At 74.5% G+C, this 14,106-nt stretch carries 15 protein-coding genes; 13 read left to right on the top strand and 2 right to left on the bottom strand.

All coding sequences use genetic code 11. The features are described 5' to 3' along the window. Positions 1-18 precede the first annotated feature (18 nt). From ABZ459_RS33430 to ABZ459_RS33385, 10 genes are all read left to right on the top strand, one after another. Complete coding sequence (locus tag ABZ459_RS33430) at positions 19-612, top strand: biotin transporter BioY (protein ID WP_357978958.1); 594 nt, start codon at positions 19-21, stop codon at positions 610-612. Beyond that, on the top strand, positions 612-1,952 hold the full coding sequence (locus tag ABZ459_RS33425) for an AMP-binding protein (protein ID WP_357978956.1): 1,341 nt from the start codon (positions 612-614) through the stop codon (positions 1,950-1,952). Before ABZ459_RS33430 ends, ABZ459_RS33425 begins: the two co-directional genes overlap by 1 nt. 1 nt (position 1,953) lies before the next feature. Continuing rightward, on the top strand, positions 1,954-3,078 hold the full coding sequence (locus ABZ459_RS33420) for a thiolase family protein (RefSeq protein WP_357978954.1): 1,125 nt from the start codon (positions 1,954-1,956) through the stop codon (positions 3,076-3,078). Further along, a complete protein-coding gene (locus ABZ459_RS33415; protein WP_357978952.1) occupies positions 3,075-3,749 on the top strand; it encodes an ABC transporter ATP-binding protein in 675 nt (224 codons plus the stop codon). The genes ABZ459_RS33420 and ABZ459_RS33415 overlap by 4 nt, the downstream gene beginning before the upstream one ends. Further along, positions 3,746-4,351 (top strand): energy-coupling factor transporter transmembrane protein EcfT, encoded by a 606-nt coding sequence (locus ABZ459_RS33410; RefSeq protein WP_357978950.1) that lies wholly within the window; start codon positions 3,746-3,748, stop codon positions 4,349-4,351. Before ABZ459_RS33415 ends, ABZ459_RS33410 begins: the two co-directional genes overlap by 4 nt. 133 nt (positions 4,352-4,484) lie before the next feature. Continuing rightward, the gene (locus tag ABZ459_RS33405) at positions 4,485-6,743 is read left to right on the top strand and encodes an exo-alpha-sialidase (RefSeq protein ID WP_357978948.1); all 2,259 of its coding nucleotides are present in this window, start codon (positions 4,485-4,487) and stop codon (positions 6,741-6,743) included. Positions 6,744-6,829: 86 nt separating this feature from the next. After that, complete coding sequence (locus tag ABZ459_RS33400; RefSeq protein ID WP_357978946.1) at positions 6,830-8,869, top strand: prolyl oligopeptidase family serine peptidase; 2,040 nt, start codon at positions 6,830-6,832, stop codon at positions 8,867-8,869. A gap of 32 nt (positions 8,870-8,901) precedes the next feature. Next, positions 8,902-9,240, top strand: a complete 339-nt coding sequence (locus ABZ459_RS33395) for a metalloregulator ArsR/SmtB family transcription factor (RefSeq protein WP_352356418.1) — start codon at positions 8,902-8,904, stop codon at positions 9,238-9,240. After that, a complete protein-coding gene (locus ABZ459_RS33390) occupies positions 9,227-9,844 on the top strand; it encodes an SRPBCC family protein (RefSeq protein WP_357978943.1) in 618 nt (205 codons plus the stop codon). The genes ABZ459_RS33395 and ABZ459_RS33390 overlap by 14 nt, the downstream gene beginning before the upstream one ends. Next, complete coding sequence (locus ABZ459_RS33385; RefSeq protein WP_357978941.1) at positions 9,841-10,239, top strand: VOC family protein; 399 nt, start codon at positions 9,841-9,843, stop codon at positions 10,237-10,239. The genes ABZ459_RS33390 and ABZ459_RS33385 overlap by 4 nt, the downstream gene beginning before the upstream one ends. Before the next feature lie 19 nt (positions 10,240-10,258). On the opposite strand, the gene ABZ459_RS33380 is transcribed toward ABZ459_RS33385, so the two are convergent. Next, positions 10,259-11,041, bottom strand: coding sequence for an SDR family oxidoreductase (locus ABZ459_RS33380; RefSeq protein WP_357978939.1), 783 nt, complete (start codon positions 11,039-11,041; stop codon positions 10,259-10,261). A 93-nt stretch (positions 11,042-11,134) separates the two neighbouring features. Here ABZ459_RS33380 and ABZ459_RS33375 point away from each other — a divergent pair, with 93 nt between their 5' ends. Together ABZ459_RS33375 and ABZ459_RS33370 are read left to right on the top strand one after the other, a co-directional pair. Then, positions 11,135-11,725 (top strand): TetR family transcriptional regulator, encoded by a 591-nt coding sequence (locus ABZ459_RS33375; protein WP_357978937.1) that lies wholly within the window; start codon positions 11,135-11,137, stop codon positions 11,723-11,725. A 57-nt stretch (positions 11,726-11,782) separates the two neighbouring features. Continuing rightward, entirely contained in the window at positions 11,783-12,421 is a 639-nt protein-coding gene (locus ABZ459_RS33370; protein ID WP_357978935.1) for an SDR family oxidoreductase, read from the top strand. On the opposite strand, the gene ABZ459_RS33365 is transcribed toward ABZ459_RS33370, so the two are convergent. Next, positions 12,418-13,014 (bottom strand): TetR/AcrR family transcriptional regulator, encoded by a 597-nt coding sequence (locus ABZ459_RS33365; protein ID WP_357978933.1) that lies wholly within the window; start codon positions 13,012-13,014, stop codon positions 12,418-12,420. The two genes, ABZ459_RS33370 and ABZ459_RS33365, sit on opposite strands and share 4 nt — an antisense overlap. 44 nt (positions 13,015-13,058) lie before the next feature. On the opposite strand from ABZ459_RS33365, the gene ABZ459_RS33360 reads away from it, so the two are divergent. Further along, on the top strand, positions 13,059-14,006 hold the full coding sequence (locus tag ABZ459_RS33360; RefSeq protein WP_357978931.1) for a GNAT family protein: 948 nt from the start codon (positions 13,059-13,061) through the stop codon (positions 14,004-14,006). Positions 14,007-14,106: the final 100 nt, after the last annotated feature.

The following is a 14,106-nucleotide window of genomic DNA, read 5'->3' as shown; positions in this document are numbered from 1 at the left end:
TGGTGTGGGATCGTCCTCATGACGAACGCAGGAAGACAGCGGCGGTTCCCCACCGGCGACCTGGCCAGGATCGCGGTGTTCGCCGCGCTGATCGCGGTGCTGGGCGCGCCGGGCGCGGTCAACGTTTTCGGCAACGCGGTGCCGATCACTCTCCAGACGCTCGGCGTCATGCTGGCCGGGGCCATTCTCGGCAGCCGGCGGGGGGCGCTGGCGGTGGTCGTGCTGCTGGTGCTGGTCGCGGCCGGGCTGCCGCTGCTGGCGGGCGGGCGCGGCGGGCTCGGCGTGTTCACCGCCGCCTCCGCCGGGTTCCTGCTCGGCTGGGTTCCCGGCGCCGCGGTCACCGGGCTGCTGGTGGAGCGGGCGGGCCGGACGCCGAGCGTCCTGCGGCTGCTGGTGGCGTGCGCGGTGGGCGGGATCGGGGTGGTCTACCTGGTCGGCGTGCCGGTGCAGGCGCTGGTCACCGGGCTGCCGCTGACCAAGGCACTGGCCCTCAGCGCCGTGTTCCTGCCGGGCGACGCGCTCAAGGCGGTGGTGGCCGCGCTGGTGGCCAGGGGCACGCAGCGCGCCTATCCCGACGCCGTTCCGGCCGTCCACCGCGAACGGGTGCGCTGATGCCGGTCGCCGAGCACGTCCTGCGGCACGCCGCCGACAGCCCGTCCCGGGTCGCGCTGCGCGGTCCGGGCGGCTCGCTGACCTACGGTGAGCTGGCCGGACGCGTTCAGGGCGGCGCGCGGCATCTTCGCGGGCGCGGCGAGCTGGCCGCCATCGCCCTGCATGACCCGGTCGAGCTGCTGACCGCCGTGCTGGCGGCCGATCTGGCGGGCGTGACGCCGCTGGTGGGCGACCCGGCCTGGAGCCCGGAGCGGTGGGCGCGGGTGGCCGGGGCGGCCGGCGCCGACCTGCGGGTCGACGAGCCGCTGCGGTCCGCGCCGGGCGCCCCGCTCGTGCCCGAGCCCCGTCCCGGCGACCGGGCGTGGGCGTGCTTCACCTCGGGCAGCACGGGCCGGCCGCGCGCGGTCGCGCGCACCCGCGCGTCCTGGACGCGTTCCTTCCCGCACCTGACCGAGCTGGCCGGCATCGGCCCGGCCGACGTCGTCCTGGTGCCCGGCCCGCTGGTCTCCTCCCTGTACGCCTTCGCCGCCGTGCACACGCTGGCCGTCGGCGCGACCGCGGTGGTGCCGGGCGGGCGGCCCACGGCGGCGTCGCTGCGCGCGGCGACCGCGATCCACCTGGTGCCCCACCGGCTGCCCGAGGTGCTGGAGCAGGCTCCCGGCCTGCGTACGGCCGTCGTCGGCGGCGCGGCACTGAGCGGGCGGGCGCGGGAACTGGCCCGACGGGCGGGGGTGCGGGTGATGTCCTACTACGGCGCGACCGAGCTGTCGTTCGTGGCCTTCGACGCCGACGGGGGCGGGCTGCGCGCCTTCCCGGAGGTCGAGATCGAGGTCAGGGCCCAGCCGGGGCGCACACTGGGCGAGGTGTGGGCGCGCTCGCCGTGGCTGGCCGAAGGCTATCTGGGCGGCGCGAGGGGTCCGCTGCGCCGCGACGGCGCGGGCTGGATGACGGTCGGCGACCTGGCCGAGCCGTACCGGGCCGGGCAGGTGCTGCGGGTGCGCGGGCGCGGCGACGGCGCGATCCAGACCGGCGGCGCGACCGTCGTGCCCGAGGACGTCGAGGCGGTGCTGCGGAACGTGCCGGGTGTGGGGGACATCGTGGTGATCGGCTCGCCGCACCCGTCGCTCGGCTCGGTGGTGACCGCGGTGGTCGAGGGCGCCTCGCCGCCGCCGCGCGCGCTGCTGGAGGCCGTCGCGCGCAGCGGGCTGGACGTGGCGCAGCGGCCCCGCCGCTGGTACGCCGTCCCTGCCCTGCCGCGTACCGGGTCGGGCAAGCCGGCGCGCGGCCTGGTGGCCGACCGGCTGGCCGGCGGCGACCCCGAGCTGCGGCGGCTGGTCTGACGTGGGCGGGCGACCCGTCATCGTGGCGGCCCGCCGTACGCCCATCGGCACGGCCGGGCACGCCTTCAAGGACGTGACCGTCGACCGGCTGGCCGCCCCCGTGATCGAGGCGGTGGCCGCCGAGGCCGGCCGGCCGGTGGACGACGTGGTGCTCGGCAACTGCATGGGCCCCGGCGGGAACGTGGCCCGGGTCGCGGCGCTGGCCGCCGGGCTCGGTCACGGCGTGCCCGGCCTGACCGTCGACCGGCAGTGCGGCAGCGGGCTGGCCGCGATCCTGGTGGCCGGGCAGGCGGTGGCGTCGGGGGAGATGGACCTGGTGATCGCCGGGGGAGCCGAGAGCGCCTCGACCGCGCCGCTGCGCACGCCGCGGGGCGCGGACCGCCCCTACGACCGGGCGCCCTTCGCCCCCGAGGGCCATCCCGACCCCGACATGGGCCCGGCCGCCGAGGCCCTGGCCGGCGCGTACGGCATCAGCCGCGACCGCCAGGACGACTACGCCCGCCTCAGCCACGCCAAGGCGCTGGCCGCCCGCGCGGCGGGCGCCTTCGACCAGGAGGTCGTGCCGGTCGGCGGCCGGGCGGAGGACCAGCGTCCCAGGGCGCTGCGGGCGGCCTCGCTGGCCCGGTTGCCCGCGGCGTTCGTGCCGGGCGGTACAGTGACCGCCGGTAATTCCTCCCCGGTCAGCGACGGCGCGGCCGCCGTGGCGCTGGCGCCCGAGCGGGCCGGCCTGCCGGGGTTGCGGCTGTTGGCCGGGTCCGTCGTCGGGTGCGATCCGGCGCTGCCCGGGTGGGGGCCGGTGCCCGCGGTCCGCCGGGTGCTGGCACGTGCGGGGGTGGACATGGGACGGGTGGCCGCGGTGGAGATCGTGGAGGCGTTCGCGGCGCAGGTGCTGGCCGTCACCGACGCGCTCGGCCTCGACCCGCTGGACGCCGACCGTGAGCGGGTGTGCACCGGCGGCGGCGCGCTGGCGCTCGGCCATCCGTGGGGCGCGACCGGCGCGGTGGTGGTGACCAGGCTCTTCTCCAGGCTGGTGCGGGCCGGGGCGCCCGCGGGCACGCTGGGGCTGGCGGCCGCGGCGGTGGGCGGCGGGCTGGGCGTGGCCGCGCTGTTCGAGGTGGTCGCATGATCGAGTTCGCCGACGTGCACGTCCGGCTGGGCGCCCGCGACGTGCTGCGCGGCGTCACCGCGAGCCTGGCCGAGCGCCGGGTGGGCGTGGTCGGCGCGAACGGCTCGGGCAAGAGCACGCTGGCCCGGCTGATCAACGGCCTGGCGCTGCCGACCTCGGGCGAGGTCACCGTGCTCGGCCTGGACACCCGGCGTCAGGCCGCGCGGATCAGGCGGCGGGTGGGGTTCCTGTTCACCGACCCCGACGCGCAGATCGTCATGCCGACCGTGGCCGAGGACGTCGCCTTCTCCCTGCGCCGCAAGGGCCTGCCGCGCGAGGAGGTCGAGCGCCGGGTGCACGACGTGCTGGCCCGGCACGGCCTGGGCGGGCACGCCGACCATCCGGCCCACCACCTGTCCGGCGGCCAGAAGCAGTTGCTGGCGCTGTGCGCGGTCATGGTGCTCGAACCCGACATCCTGGTCATGGACGAGCCCACGACGCTGCTCGACCTGCGCCATTCGCGGCAGGTGGCCGAGTTGTTGCGGGAGATGCCGCAGCAGGTGGTGGCGGTGACGCACGACCTGCCGTTGCTGGCCGGGTTCGACCGGGTGCTGGTGCTGGACGAGGGCCGGGTGGTCGCCGACGGCACGCCGGCCGAGGCGATCGGCCACTACACCAAGCTGATGGCGTGAACGGGCTCACCGGGGCGTACGTGCCGGGCGGCTCGTGGCTGCACCGGCTGCCGGCCGGGGTCAAGCTGGCGGGGCTGGCGGTGTCGTGCACGGCGCTGGTGCTGGTGCGGCCGCCGGTGGCGCTGGCGGGGGCGGCGGTCGTGGTGGCGGCGCTGTACGCGTCGGCGCGGGTGGGGGGACGCGCGGCGTGGGCGCAGGTCCGGCCGGTGCGCTGGTTCGCGGTCATGCTGTTCGTGCTGCAACTGGTGTTCGCGGACCTGGACGCGGCGGTGTCCTCGACGTTGCGGGTGGTGCTGGCCGTGGCGCTGGCGGGGCTGGTGACGCTGACCACGCGGACGGCGGACATGCTGGCGGCGCTGGAGCGCGTCCTGTCGCCGGTCAGGTTCGTGGGGCTGGACCCGTTCCGGCTGTCGTTGCTGCTCTCGCTCACTGTGCGCAGCGTGCCGGTGGTGGCGTCGCTGGCGGTGCGGATCAGGGAGGCGCAGCGGGCGCGAGGGGTCGAGCGCAGCGTGCGGGCCTTCGCGGTGCCGCTGGTGGTGGGGGCTCTGCGGCACGCGGACGCGCTGGGCGAGGCGTTGTCGGCCCGTGGGCTCGACGACTGACCCGCACAACATCACAAAGCGGACATAAGGCAGTTACAACTTACGCCTCCACTTTTGGTCAAATATAGCCTTCTTGCGTAAATAAACGACAAAACGGACGTCGATCGTTCGTTGCGCAAGGAGTCCTTCCCCCGTGCTGCCCACAAGAGCGCTGCTCGCCGCCTGCCTGCTGGTCCCCCTTCCCGCCGTCCTGCAGGGGACGGCGCACGCGGCCGCGTACTGCTCGATTCCCGACACGCCCGCCCTCACCGCCCAGGAGTCGGGGCCGCGTGAGGGCTACCTGGCCGGATCGGGCAGCGACGCCTTCGTGGACTGGGTCTACCCCAGCCCGCGCCCGGCGGCCAAGGAGCCGACGGCGGCCCAGCGCCGCGACTACGCCGGCTTCCCCAACCTCACCGCGATCGACGTGGTCCGGCCCGACGGCACGCCCGGCCAGAAGCTGATCGCCACCTGGTCCACCAATGTGGACGCGGTCATGGCCCAGACCAGCGGCATGGCCGTCTCCGACGACGGCGGCCTGACCTTCGGCCCGGCCCGCACCACCCCGCTGCGCGAGGCGCCGGTGCAGTTGCACGACGGCCGCCTGTTCGGCACCGCCTACTACCTGGCGAAGGTCGACGCCCACACCAACGAGCTGGACGTGCACACCTCCACCGACCTCGGCCAGACCTGGGACACCGCCAAGGCCACCTTCACCAGCCCGGACGAGCTGGTCGGCGGCGGCGTGGCGCACGGCGTGCCGATCCAGCTGGCCGACGGGACGGTCCTGGTGACCGTCTACGCCCGCTACACCGCCACCGGCGGGAAGAACCAGGCCGAGCTGTACGCCAGCGCCGACGGCGGCCGGACCTTCGCCCGCCGCGGCGTCATCGCCCGTCCGGCCGGCGAGGCGACGTACAACGAGACGGCCGTCGAGCAGACCGCCGACGGCAGCCTGCTGGCGGTCATGCGCAAGGACGGCGGCACCTACTCCACGCTGGCCTGGAGCCGCTCGACCGACGAGGGCCGCACCTGGTCGGCGGTGCGCGACCTGCAGCTGTCCGGCCAGAGCTGCACGGTGCGCGGCGTGGCCCCGCGCCTGCTGCTCATGCCCAACGGCGTGCTGGTGCTCAGCTCGGGCCGCCCGGACAGCTGGCTGGCGATCTCCCCCGACGGCCGCGGCGACTCCTGGACGCAGCAGCGCGTGACCTACCACAACCGCGACGGCGTCTACGACACGCACGGCTCGTCCGGCTACACCGCGCTGGCCGCCGTCGGCGCCAACCGGCTGGTCCAGCTCTTCGACAACTGCAAGCTGCCCGGCGTCAGGGCCGACGGCACGCTGAACGAGACCGCCTGCCCGGCGAGCGGCAGGTTCGAGAACGGCGGCTGGTACGCCGTCAAGCGCCGCCACCTGGACGTCCTGGCCCCCGGCGCGGGCCGGATCGACCTGGCCGCCAAGCAGCGAGCCGGCGAGCTGACCGTCGAGACGAACATGACCTGGGCCGACGCCCGGCGGCCGCGGGTGCGCCCCGACGGCGCCTTCGACGGCAGCACCGCGTACTGGTCCGGCGCCGTCTCCCAGGGGCCCGGCGAGTACGTCCTGCACCTGGACCGCGAGCAGACCTTCAACCGGATCGGCCTCAGCCTGCGCCCCGGGCACCCGGCCTCGGCCACTGTCTACGTCTCCAAGGACGGCGCCGACTGGGGCCGTCCGGTGGCCACGGTCACCGGACGCACCGACTACGCGCTGCGCCACCAGCCGGTGAACGCCACCGGCCGGCACGTCAAGATCGTCGTCGAGGCCACGCCGGGCTGCGACGCCGAGATCGGCCCGAGCTGCGCGATGCTCAACGAGGTCGAGCTCCACTCCACGACCGACACCTTCGACAACGACCCGATCTGGTTGCGCCCGCGCGGCTACCAGAGCCTGTCGGCGGCGTGGGTGTCGCCGTACGAGGTGGGCGCCGACCGGGCGCTGACCCTGTCCGACAGGTCCACCACCCTCATGGCCAAGGCCGCCCGCAGCACGACCGCGAGCGCGCGCAAGACCCTGGAGTTCCGCTACAAGCCGGTCAGCGTGACCAACTCCTTCCTGTTCACGGTGACCAGCGGGACGACGTCGGCCTACCACCTGAGCATCAGCAGGGCGGGCGCGGTCAGCCGCTACGACGCCGCCACCAAGAAGTGGACGACCCTGGCCGCCGCCGGGACGGTCGGCGAGGGCTGGACCAGGATCCGCCTGGAGGCCACCACCTCGGCCGCCACCCTGTACGCCGGTGACCGGCAGATCGCCACGCTGCCCCGTACGGCCGCCGTGACCTCGATGGACGGCTACGCCTTCAGCAGCGCGGGCACCGCTCCGACCGGCGACGAGGCGCTGTTCGACGACGTGCGGTTCGAGGACCGCTGACCTCGCGTGGCGGCGCGGGAGCGTGCCCGCGCCGCCACCTTGGCCTGCCTTGCGCCGCCTCGACGGGCCGTGCCTATGATCGCGCCATGCCTCCCCTGACACTTCCCCGCCAGCACGCCCGTACGGCCCGCTTCACCTACGGCGTCCCGCGGAACTTCACGATCTCCCCGGACGGCGCGCGGGTGATCTTCCTGCGGTCGTCCTCGGGCGAGGACCCGGTGCACCGGCTGTGGTCGTTCACCGTGGCCACGGGGGAGGAGCGCCTGCTGGCCGAGCCGGGCGCGCCCGTGCCCGGCGCGCGGATGCCGGAGGCCGAGCGCGCCCGCCGGGAGCGCACCCGCGAGCACGCCTCCGGCATCGTCGCCTACGCCACCGACGCGGCCGTCACCAAGGCCGTCTACGCGGTCGACGGCGCGCTGCACACCGTCGACCTGCTGACCGGCGAGGTGACCCCGCTCGGCCTGACCGGCTCCGACCCGCGACTTGACCCCACCGGCGAGCACGTCGCGTTCGTCTCCGGCGGGGCGCTGCACGTCGGCGAGCGGCCGCTGCTGGTTCCCGACGGCACCGACGTGACGTGGGGGCTGCCCGAGCACGTGGCGGGCGAGTCGATGGGCCGTCACCGCGGCTACTGGTGGGCGCCCGACGGCACCCGCCTGCTGGCCGCCCGGGTGGACAACGCGGCGGTGCAGAAGTGGTGCCTGGCCGAGCCGGCCGACCCCGGCCGGCCGCCGCGGACCGTGGCCTACCCGCCGGCCGGCACGGCCAACGCCGACGTGTCGTTGTGGCTGGTCACGCTGGAGGGCCGGCGCACCCGGGTGGTGTGGGACCGGGCGGCCTTCGAGTACGTGGCGGCGGTGTCGTGGACCGGGCAGGGCCTGCTGGTGCTGGTGCAGAGCCGCGACCAGCGCACCACCCGCGTCCTGGAGGTCGATCCGGCCACCGGGGCGACCACGCCGGTGCGTGAGGACACCGACGACGCCTGGCTGGAGCTGGTGCCCGGCGTGCCGTCGCGCACGGCCGCGGGCGAGCTGGTCTGGACGGTCGACCGCGACGACACCCGCCGCCTGATGGTGGGCCAGGACGTGGTGACCCCGCCCGGCCTGCAGGTGCTGGCGGTGCTGGCCGTCGACGGCGACACCGTGCTCCTCCAGTGCTGCGAGGAGCCCACCGAACGGCACCTGTGCACCTGGTCCAGGGCCGAGGGCCTGGTCAGGGTGACCGCCGAGCCCGGCGTGCACACCGGCACGCGGGCCGGCGGGGCGACGGTCGTGGTGCGCCGCTCCCTTGAGAAGCACGGGGTGCGGGTGGCCGTGGGCGGCCGGGTGATCGCCTCCCACGGCGCGGTCCCGGTGCTGCGGCCGCGGGTGGAGCTGGTGGCGCTGGGCAAGCGCGACCTGCGTACGGCGATCCTGTTCCCGTCCGGGCACGTGCCGGGGTCGGGGCGGTTGCCGGTGTTGTTGTCGCCGTACGCCGGGCCGATGGCGGCACGGGTGCTGCGCGGCCTGGACGGCTTCGCCATCGAGCAGTGGTTCGCCGACCAGGGCTTCGCCGTGCTGGTGACCGACGGCCGGGGCACGCCGGGCCGGGGGCCGGCCTGGGAGCGCGCGGTCCGGTTCGACAAGCTGAGCGCCGCGCTGGAGGACCAGGCCGACGCGCTGCAGGCCGCCGCCGCCCGCCACCCCGACCTGGATCTGGGCCGGGTGGCGATCCGCGGCTGGTCCTACGGCGGTTACCTGTCGGCGGCGGCGGTGCTGCGTCATCCCGACGTCTTCCACGTGGCCGTCGCGGGCGCCCCGGTGACCGATCCCCGCCTGTACGACACCCATTGGCAGGAGCGCTACCTGGGCCACCCCGACGAGCATCCCGAGGCCTACGACCGCTGCTCGCTGCCGGCCGACGCGCCCAGCCTCTCCCGTCCGCTGATGCTGGTGCACGGCCTGGCCGACGACAACGTCTTCGCCGCCCACACGCTGCGCCTGTCGGCGGCGCTGCTGGCCGCGGGCCGTCCGCACACGGTGCTGCCGCTGAGCGGCGTGACGCACATGGCCCCTCAGGAGGACGTGGCCGAGAACCTGCTGCTGCTGGAGCTGGACTTCATCCGCCACCACCTATCCCAGGTTTGACTTATATAAGTCGAGCCTGAAACACTGAGGTCGTGCACGCGTTCGACGTCCTCGGGGATCCGGTCCGCCGCCGGATCCTGGAGCTGCTGGCCGGCGGCGAGCAGAGCTCCGGCGAGGTCACCGCAGTCATCCAGCGAGAGTTCGGCGTCTCACAGCCAGCGGTCTCCCAGCACCTGAAGGTGCTGCGCGACAACGGGTTCGCCAGCGTGCGGGCCGAGGGCACGCGACGGCTCTACGCCGTGGAGCCCGCGCCGCTGCGGGAGGTCGACCTCTGGCTCGACCGTTTCCGCGGCTTCTGGGAGCAGCGCCTCGACGCGCTGGCCACCGAGCTGGCGCGGGGCAGAAGAAAGAAGCACGATGGACAGCCTTGACGAGATATCCCGGATCAGGCGCGAGCTGAAGGACGGCGAGCGCAAGACCGTGACACTGACCCGCCACTACGACGCGGAGGTGGAGGACGTCTGGGACGCCTGCACCGACGGTGAGCGCATAGCCCGCTGGTTCATGCCGGTCTCCGGCGATCTGCGGCTGGGGGGCACGTACCAGCTGGAGGGCAACGCGGGCGGGGAGATCCTCGCCTGCGAGCCGCCCTCCTACCTCAGGGTGAGCTGGTTGTTCGGGCCCGACCCCGGCTTCTCCGAGGTCGAGGTGCGCCTGTCGGCCGAGGGCGGGGGCACCCTGTTCGAGCTGAGCCACACCGCCGAGGTGCCGCCGGAGATGTGGGGCAGGTTCGGGCCCGGGGCGGTCGGCGTGGGCTGGGACCTCGGGCTTCTGGGCCTGGGGCTGCACCTTTCCGGGCTGCCCCTGCCCGACAAGACCGGCTTCGAGCTGACCGGCGACGGCCGCCGCTACATCACGGCCAGCAGCCGGGCGTGGGGCACGGCCTTCGAGGAGGCCGGGGCGCCGCCCGAGGCCGCCGCCGCCGCGGTCGCCGCCACCACCGCCTTCTACCTACCGACGGAGGACCAGTCATGACCCAGAAGACCACGACGTTCCTGATGTTCCAGAACCGCGACGCCGAGGAGGCGATGAACTTCTACGTGTCGCTGTTCGAGGACTCCAAGGTGGTGGCCGTCTCCCATTACGGCCCGGAGGGGCCGGGGCCCGAGGGCACCGTCACGCACGCCACGTTCACCCTGGCCGGCCAGGAGTACATGTGCATCGACAGCAGCGAGCGGCACGCGTTCGGCTTCACCCCCTCGATGTCGATCTGGGTCGCGTGCGACACCGAGGAGGAGATCGACCGGCTCTACGCGGCGCTGGTGGAGGGCGGCCAGCCGCTGATGCCGATCGGCTCCTACGGCTTCAGCACCAGGTTCGGCTGGGTCAACGACCGGTTCGGCGTCTCCTGGCAGCTCAACCTGGCCTGAGGGCCGTTCCGAGCGGAGGTCAGACCAGGCTCTGGCCTCCGTCGACGGTGAGCACGGTGCCGGTCGCGAAGTTGTTGGCCATGAGGAACAGCGCGGCCGAGGCCGCCTCCTGCGCGGTGCCGAACCGGCCGAGCGGCGTGTTCCGGCCGGCCGCGGCGACCGCCTCCGCCCCGTCGAGGCCGAGGCTGCCGCGCGAGAGCGGGGTGTCCACGACGCCGTACCTGACGGCGTTGACGCGCAGCCGCATCGGGGCGAGCTCGACGGCCAGGGTCCTGGTGAGCCCTTCGACGGCGCCGAGGATCGCGATGGCAGCGGCCGCTCCGGGGACGGGCCGCTGGAGGTAGAGGCCGGAGCTGAAGGTGACCGAGCCGCCGGGGGGCATGAGGCGGGCGGCGGCGCGGGCGGCGGCGTAGGCGCCCCAGAACCGGCCGTCCACGGCCTGGCGGAGCCGGTCGACGGGGGTGTCCAGGAACGGGCCGCCGGCCAGGCCGCCCGCGGTGACCAGCAGGTGGTCGACGGGGCCGCCGGCCTCGTCCAGCACGCGCTCCAGGTCGCGCTCGTCGGTGCCGTCACCGGCGATGCCCGTCACGGTGGCGCCGGGGGTGCACACCTGCTCCACGGCCGCGGCCAGGCGGTCGCGGTCGCGGGCCACCAGCGTCACGCGCGCCCCGGCGGAGGCCAGCAGCGCGCCGGCCGCGAGCCCGATGCCGGAGCTGCCGCCGACGACCACGACGGTACGGCCGGCCAGCGCGGCGGGCAGGGGCAGGCTCACCGGGACGGGGGCAAGGGTGTTCACGGTCATGATCGGTCTCCTCAGAAATAAACCATACAGTTGGTTTACGAGAACCCTGGCGCGCTTCCGCCAAAATGTCAACCGGATGGTTTAATTGCCGCCATGAGCTACGACGCGGAGGCGACCAGGCGGCGCATCCTGACGGCCGCCACGGCCGAGTACGCCGAGCACGGCCTGGCCGGTGCCAGGATCGACCGCATCGCGACCGCCGCCCAGGCCAACAAGCAGGCCATCTACCTCTACTTCGGCGGCAAGGAGAAGCTGTTCGGCACGGTGGTGCGCAACAAGCTCGACGAGATCTGCCACGCGGTGAGCCTCGACCCGCGCACCCTTCCCGAGGCCGTCGGCGTGCTGTTCGACTGGTACCAGGAGCATCCGGAGCTGGTCCGGTTGCTGATGTGGGAGGCGCTGGAGGTCGGCGAGGCGCCGGTCGAGGGGGAGCGCGAGCGCAGGGAGTCCTACGTCGAGCACGTCGAGGGCCTGACGGCGGCCGGCATGCGCGACCGCGCGACGGCCCAGGACTGGCTGTTCACCGTGCTGGGTCTGGTGGCGTGGAACTTCGCCGCCCCGCAGATGCGCCGGCTCATCCTCGACGAGCCCGACGCGGGCCGGGCGCTGGCCCGTCGCCGTGCGGCGGTCGTGGCGGCGGCGCGGGCGCTGGCGGCGGCGCACGTCCCGGCCGACGCCGTCTGAGGGCTGTGGCGAGTAGGGTGAGTAAGTGTTCACCCACCCTCTCGTGAAGGGCACGACATGAGGCTCGTCATCTTCGGGGCGACCGGCCGAACGGGGCTGGAGCTCGTCCGGCAGGCGCTCGACCTGGGCCACGAGGTCACCGCCGTCGTCCGCGACCCCGCCCGGTTGCCGGCCGGGCTGCGCGACCGCGTCGAGACCGTGACCGCCGATCTGGCCGACTCTCAGGCCGTCGCCCCGGCGATCAAGGGCAGGGACGCCGTCCTGATCGCGCTCGGCCCGCGCGGGCGCGGCCCGACGACCGTGCACACGACCGGCATGCGCTCGATCCTCCAGGCGATGGCGCGGGTCTCGGCCCGGCGGGTGCTGCTGGTGAGCGCCGCGGGCATGGTCGCCGACGCGGGCGACGGCCTGTTCACCCGGTACGTGCTCAAGCCCCTCATCCTGCGGCCGCTGCTGAAGAACTCCTACACCGACCTGGCCGAGTCCGAGCGCCTGCTGCGCGCCTCGGGCCTGGAGTGGACGATCGTGCGCCCCTCCCGCCTGCTCGACGGCGGGCCCACCGGCCGTTACCGCACGGCCGTGGACCTCAACCTGCGCGGCGGGCGCTCCACCACCCGCGCCGACCTGGCCGACTGCATGCTGAAGCTGGCCGGCGACCCCGCCTCCGCGGGGCACGTCGTCTCGGTGGCCGGCTAGGGGCGGGCCGCGATCGAGGCGAGGAAGTCGTCGAGCAGGGCGGTCTGGACGTCCTCGGGGAAGCGGCCGGGGTCGAACAACGCCTGGACGACGAGCCCGTGCGTGAAGGCCACCGCCCCGGCCGCCAGCTGTTCCGGGTCGGCCTGCGGGGGCAGTTCGCCGAGGTCGCGGGCGGTCTCCAGGTGCGCGCGCAGCGCCGAGCGCAGCCGGGTGTAGCGGGCGGCCTGGCCGGCGCCGAGATCGTCGTCGGCCAGGGCCAGATCCCATGAGCTGACCCAGATGCGGTTGCGGGCGACGTCGGCGGGCCCCAGGGGCAGGATGTCGAGCAGCGCGGCCCGCAGCGCGGCCAGGCCGGCGGCCGGCGGCTCGCGGCGGGGACGGGCGGCGGTGCGCTTCTCCAGCAGGTCGAGCGCGTGCCCGACCAGGGCCCGCTTGGTGGGGAAGTAGTGCATGAGCAGGCCGGTCGACACGCCCATGGCGGCGGCGACGGCGCGCAGCGTCAGCCCGCCGAACCCCTTGTCGGCCAGCACCTGCCAGACCGCCTGCGAGACGTCTTCACGGCGGGCTTCACGGTCTCCTGCGGCGGGCGGCATGCTGCTACCTTACATACCGAACGCTCGTTACGTACCTTGGGACGGTGTCCGTGTTCGCAGTTCCGCTCGGCGACGAGGCCGAGCTCCGCCCGCTGGAGCCCTGGCGGGCCCAGGAGTTCCTCGATCACATCGACCGCGCCCGCCCGTCGGTGGACCCGTGGATCCCGTGGGCCTCGCGCAGCACCGACCTGGCCTCGGCCACGGCCGTCCTGCAGCGCTACGCCGACGACCAGGCCGCCGACGGCGCCCGCATCTACGGGATCTGGCTGGCCGGCACGCTGGTCGGCGGCGTGATGTTCACCCGTTTCGAGGCGGTGTCGGGGGTGTGCGAGATCGGCTGCTGGCTGGAGCCGGCCGGCGAGGGCCGGGGGCTGGTGACCCGGGCCTGCCGGCTGCTGATCGACTGGGCGTTCGCCGAGCGCGGCATGGCGCGCGTGGAGTGGTGGGTCTCGCCGGGCAACACGCGCAGCGTCGGGGTCGCGCGCCGGCTCGGCATGACCCGCGACGGCGTGCTGCGCGAGCGTTTCCCCCACCGGGGCGAGCGGCACGACAGCGAGGTCTGGTCGCTGCTGGCCGGCGACGCGCCCGCCTCCGGCGTCAAGGCCGAGCTCGACCGGCTGATGGCGGCCTTCCTGGACGCCTTCACCAACACCGGCGGGCGCCGCCCGGACGTCGGCGCCGTCCGGGGGCTGTTCGTCCCGCAGGCGATGATCGTCAACAACACCGGGTCCGAGCCCGTGGTCCACGACCTGGACGGTTTCGTCGAGCCCCGGCAGCGGATGCTCACCGACGGGACGCTGACGGAGTTTCGCGAGTGGGAGGTGGCCGAGCGCACCGAGATCTTCGGGTCGGTCGCCCAGCGGTTCAGCGACTACCGCAAGTCCGGCGTCCGGGACGGCGTGCGGTTCGAGGGCGCGGGCCGCAAGACCACCCAGTTCGTCCGGACGCCCGCCGGATGGCGGATGAGCTCGATGGCCTGGGACGACGAGTAGCGGGCGGGTCAGACATCCCTGGACGTTGAGTGTCAAGCGGTGAGGTCGTAGTCGTGGTGTGACCAGGCGGTTGCTTGGTCGTAGTGGCTGTGGGTTTTGA

The sequence above is a fragment of the Nonomuraea sp. NPDC005692 genome, assembly GCF_040631115.1.
Taxonomy (GTDB): Bacteria; Actinomycetota; Actinomycetes; order Streptosporangiales; family Streptosporangiaceae; genus Nonomuraea.
This window is presented reverse-complemented; position numbering and strand designations above follow the sequence as displayed.

Excerpts from the sequence above, each read along its gene's own strand:
- ABZ459_RS33365 (WP_357978933.1), bottom strand. The coding sequence starts at position 13,014 with ATGCCGCCCGCCGCAGGAGACCGTGAAGCCCGCCGTGAAGACGTCTCG.
- ABZ459_RS33380 (WP_357978939.1), bottom strand. The coding sequence starts at position 11,041 with ATGACCGTGAACACCCTTGCCCCCGTCCCGGTGAGCCTGCCCCTGCCC.
- ABZ459_RS33430 (WP_357978958.1), top strand. The coding sequence starts at position 19 with ATGACGAACGCAGGAAGACAGCGGCGGTTCCCCACCGGCGACCTGGCC.
- ABZ459_RS33370 (WP_357978935.1), top strand. The coding sequence starts at position 11,783 with ATGAGGCTCGTCATCTTCGGGGCGACCGGCCGAACGGGGCTGGAGCTC.
- ABZ459_RS33375 (WP_357978937.1), top strand. The coding sequence starts at position 11,135 with ATGAGCTACGACGCGGAGGCGACCAGGCGGCGCATCCTGACGGCCGCC.
- ABZ459_RS33385 (WP_357978941.1), top strand. The coding sequence starts at position 9,841 with ATGACCCAGAAGACCACGACGTTCCTGATGTTCCAGAACCGCGACGCC.
- ABZ459_RS33415 (WP_357978952.1), top strand. The coding sequence starts at position 3,075 with ATGATCGAGTTCGCCGACGTGCACGTCCGGCTGGGCGCCCGCGACGTG.
- ABZ459_RS33425 (WP_357978956.1), top strand. The coding sequence starts at position 612 with ATGCCGGTCGCCGAGCACGTCCTGCGGCACGCCGCCGACAGCCCGTCC.
- ABZ459_RS33390 (WP_357978943.1), top strand. The coding sequence starts at position 9,227 with ATGGACAGCCTTGACGAGATATCCCGGATCAGGCGCGAGCTGAAGGAC.
- ABZ459_RS33400 (WP_357978946.1), top strand. The coding sequence starts at position 6,830 with ATGCCTCCCCTGACACTTCCCCGCCAGCACGCCCGTACGGCCCGCTTC.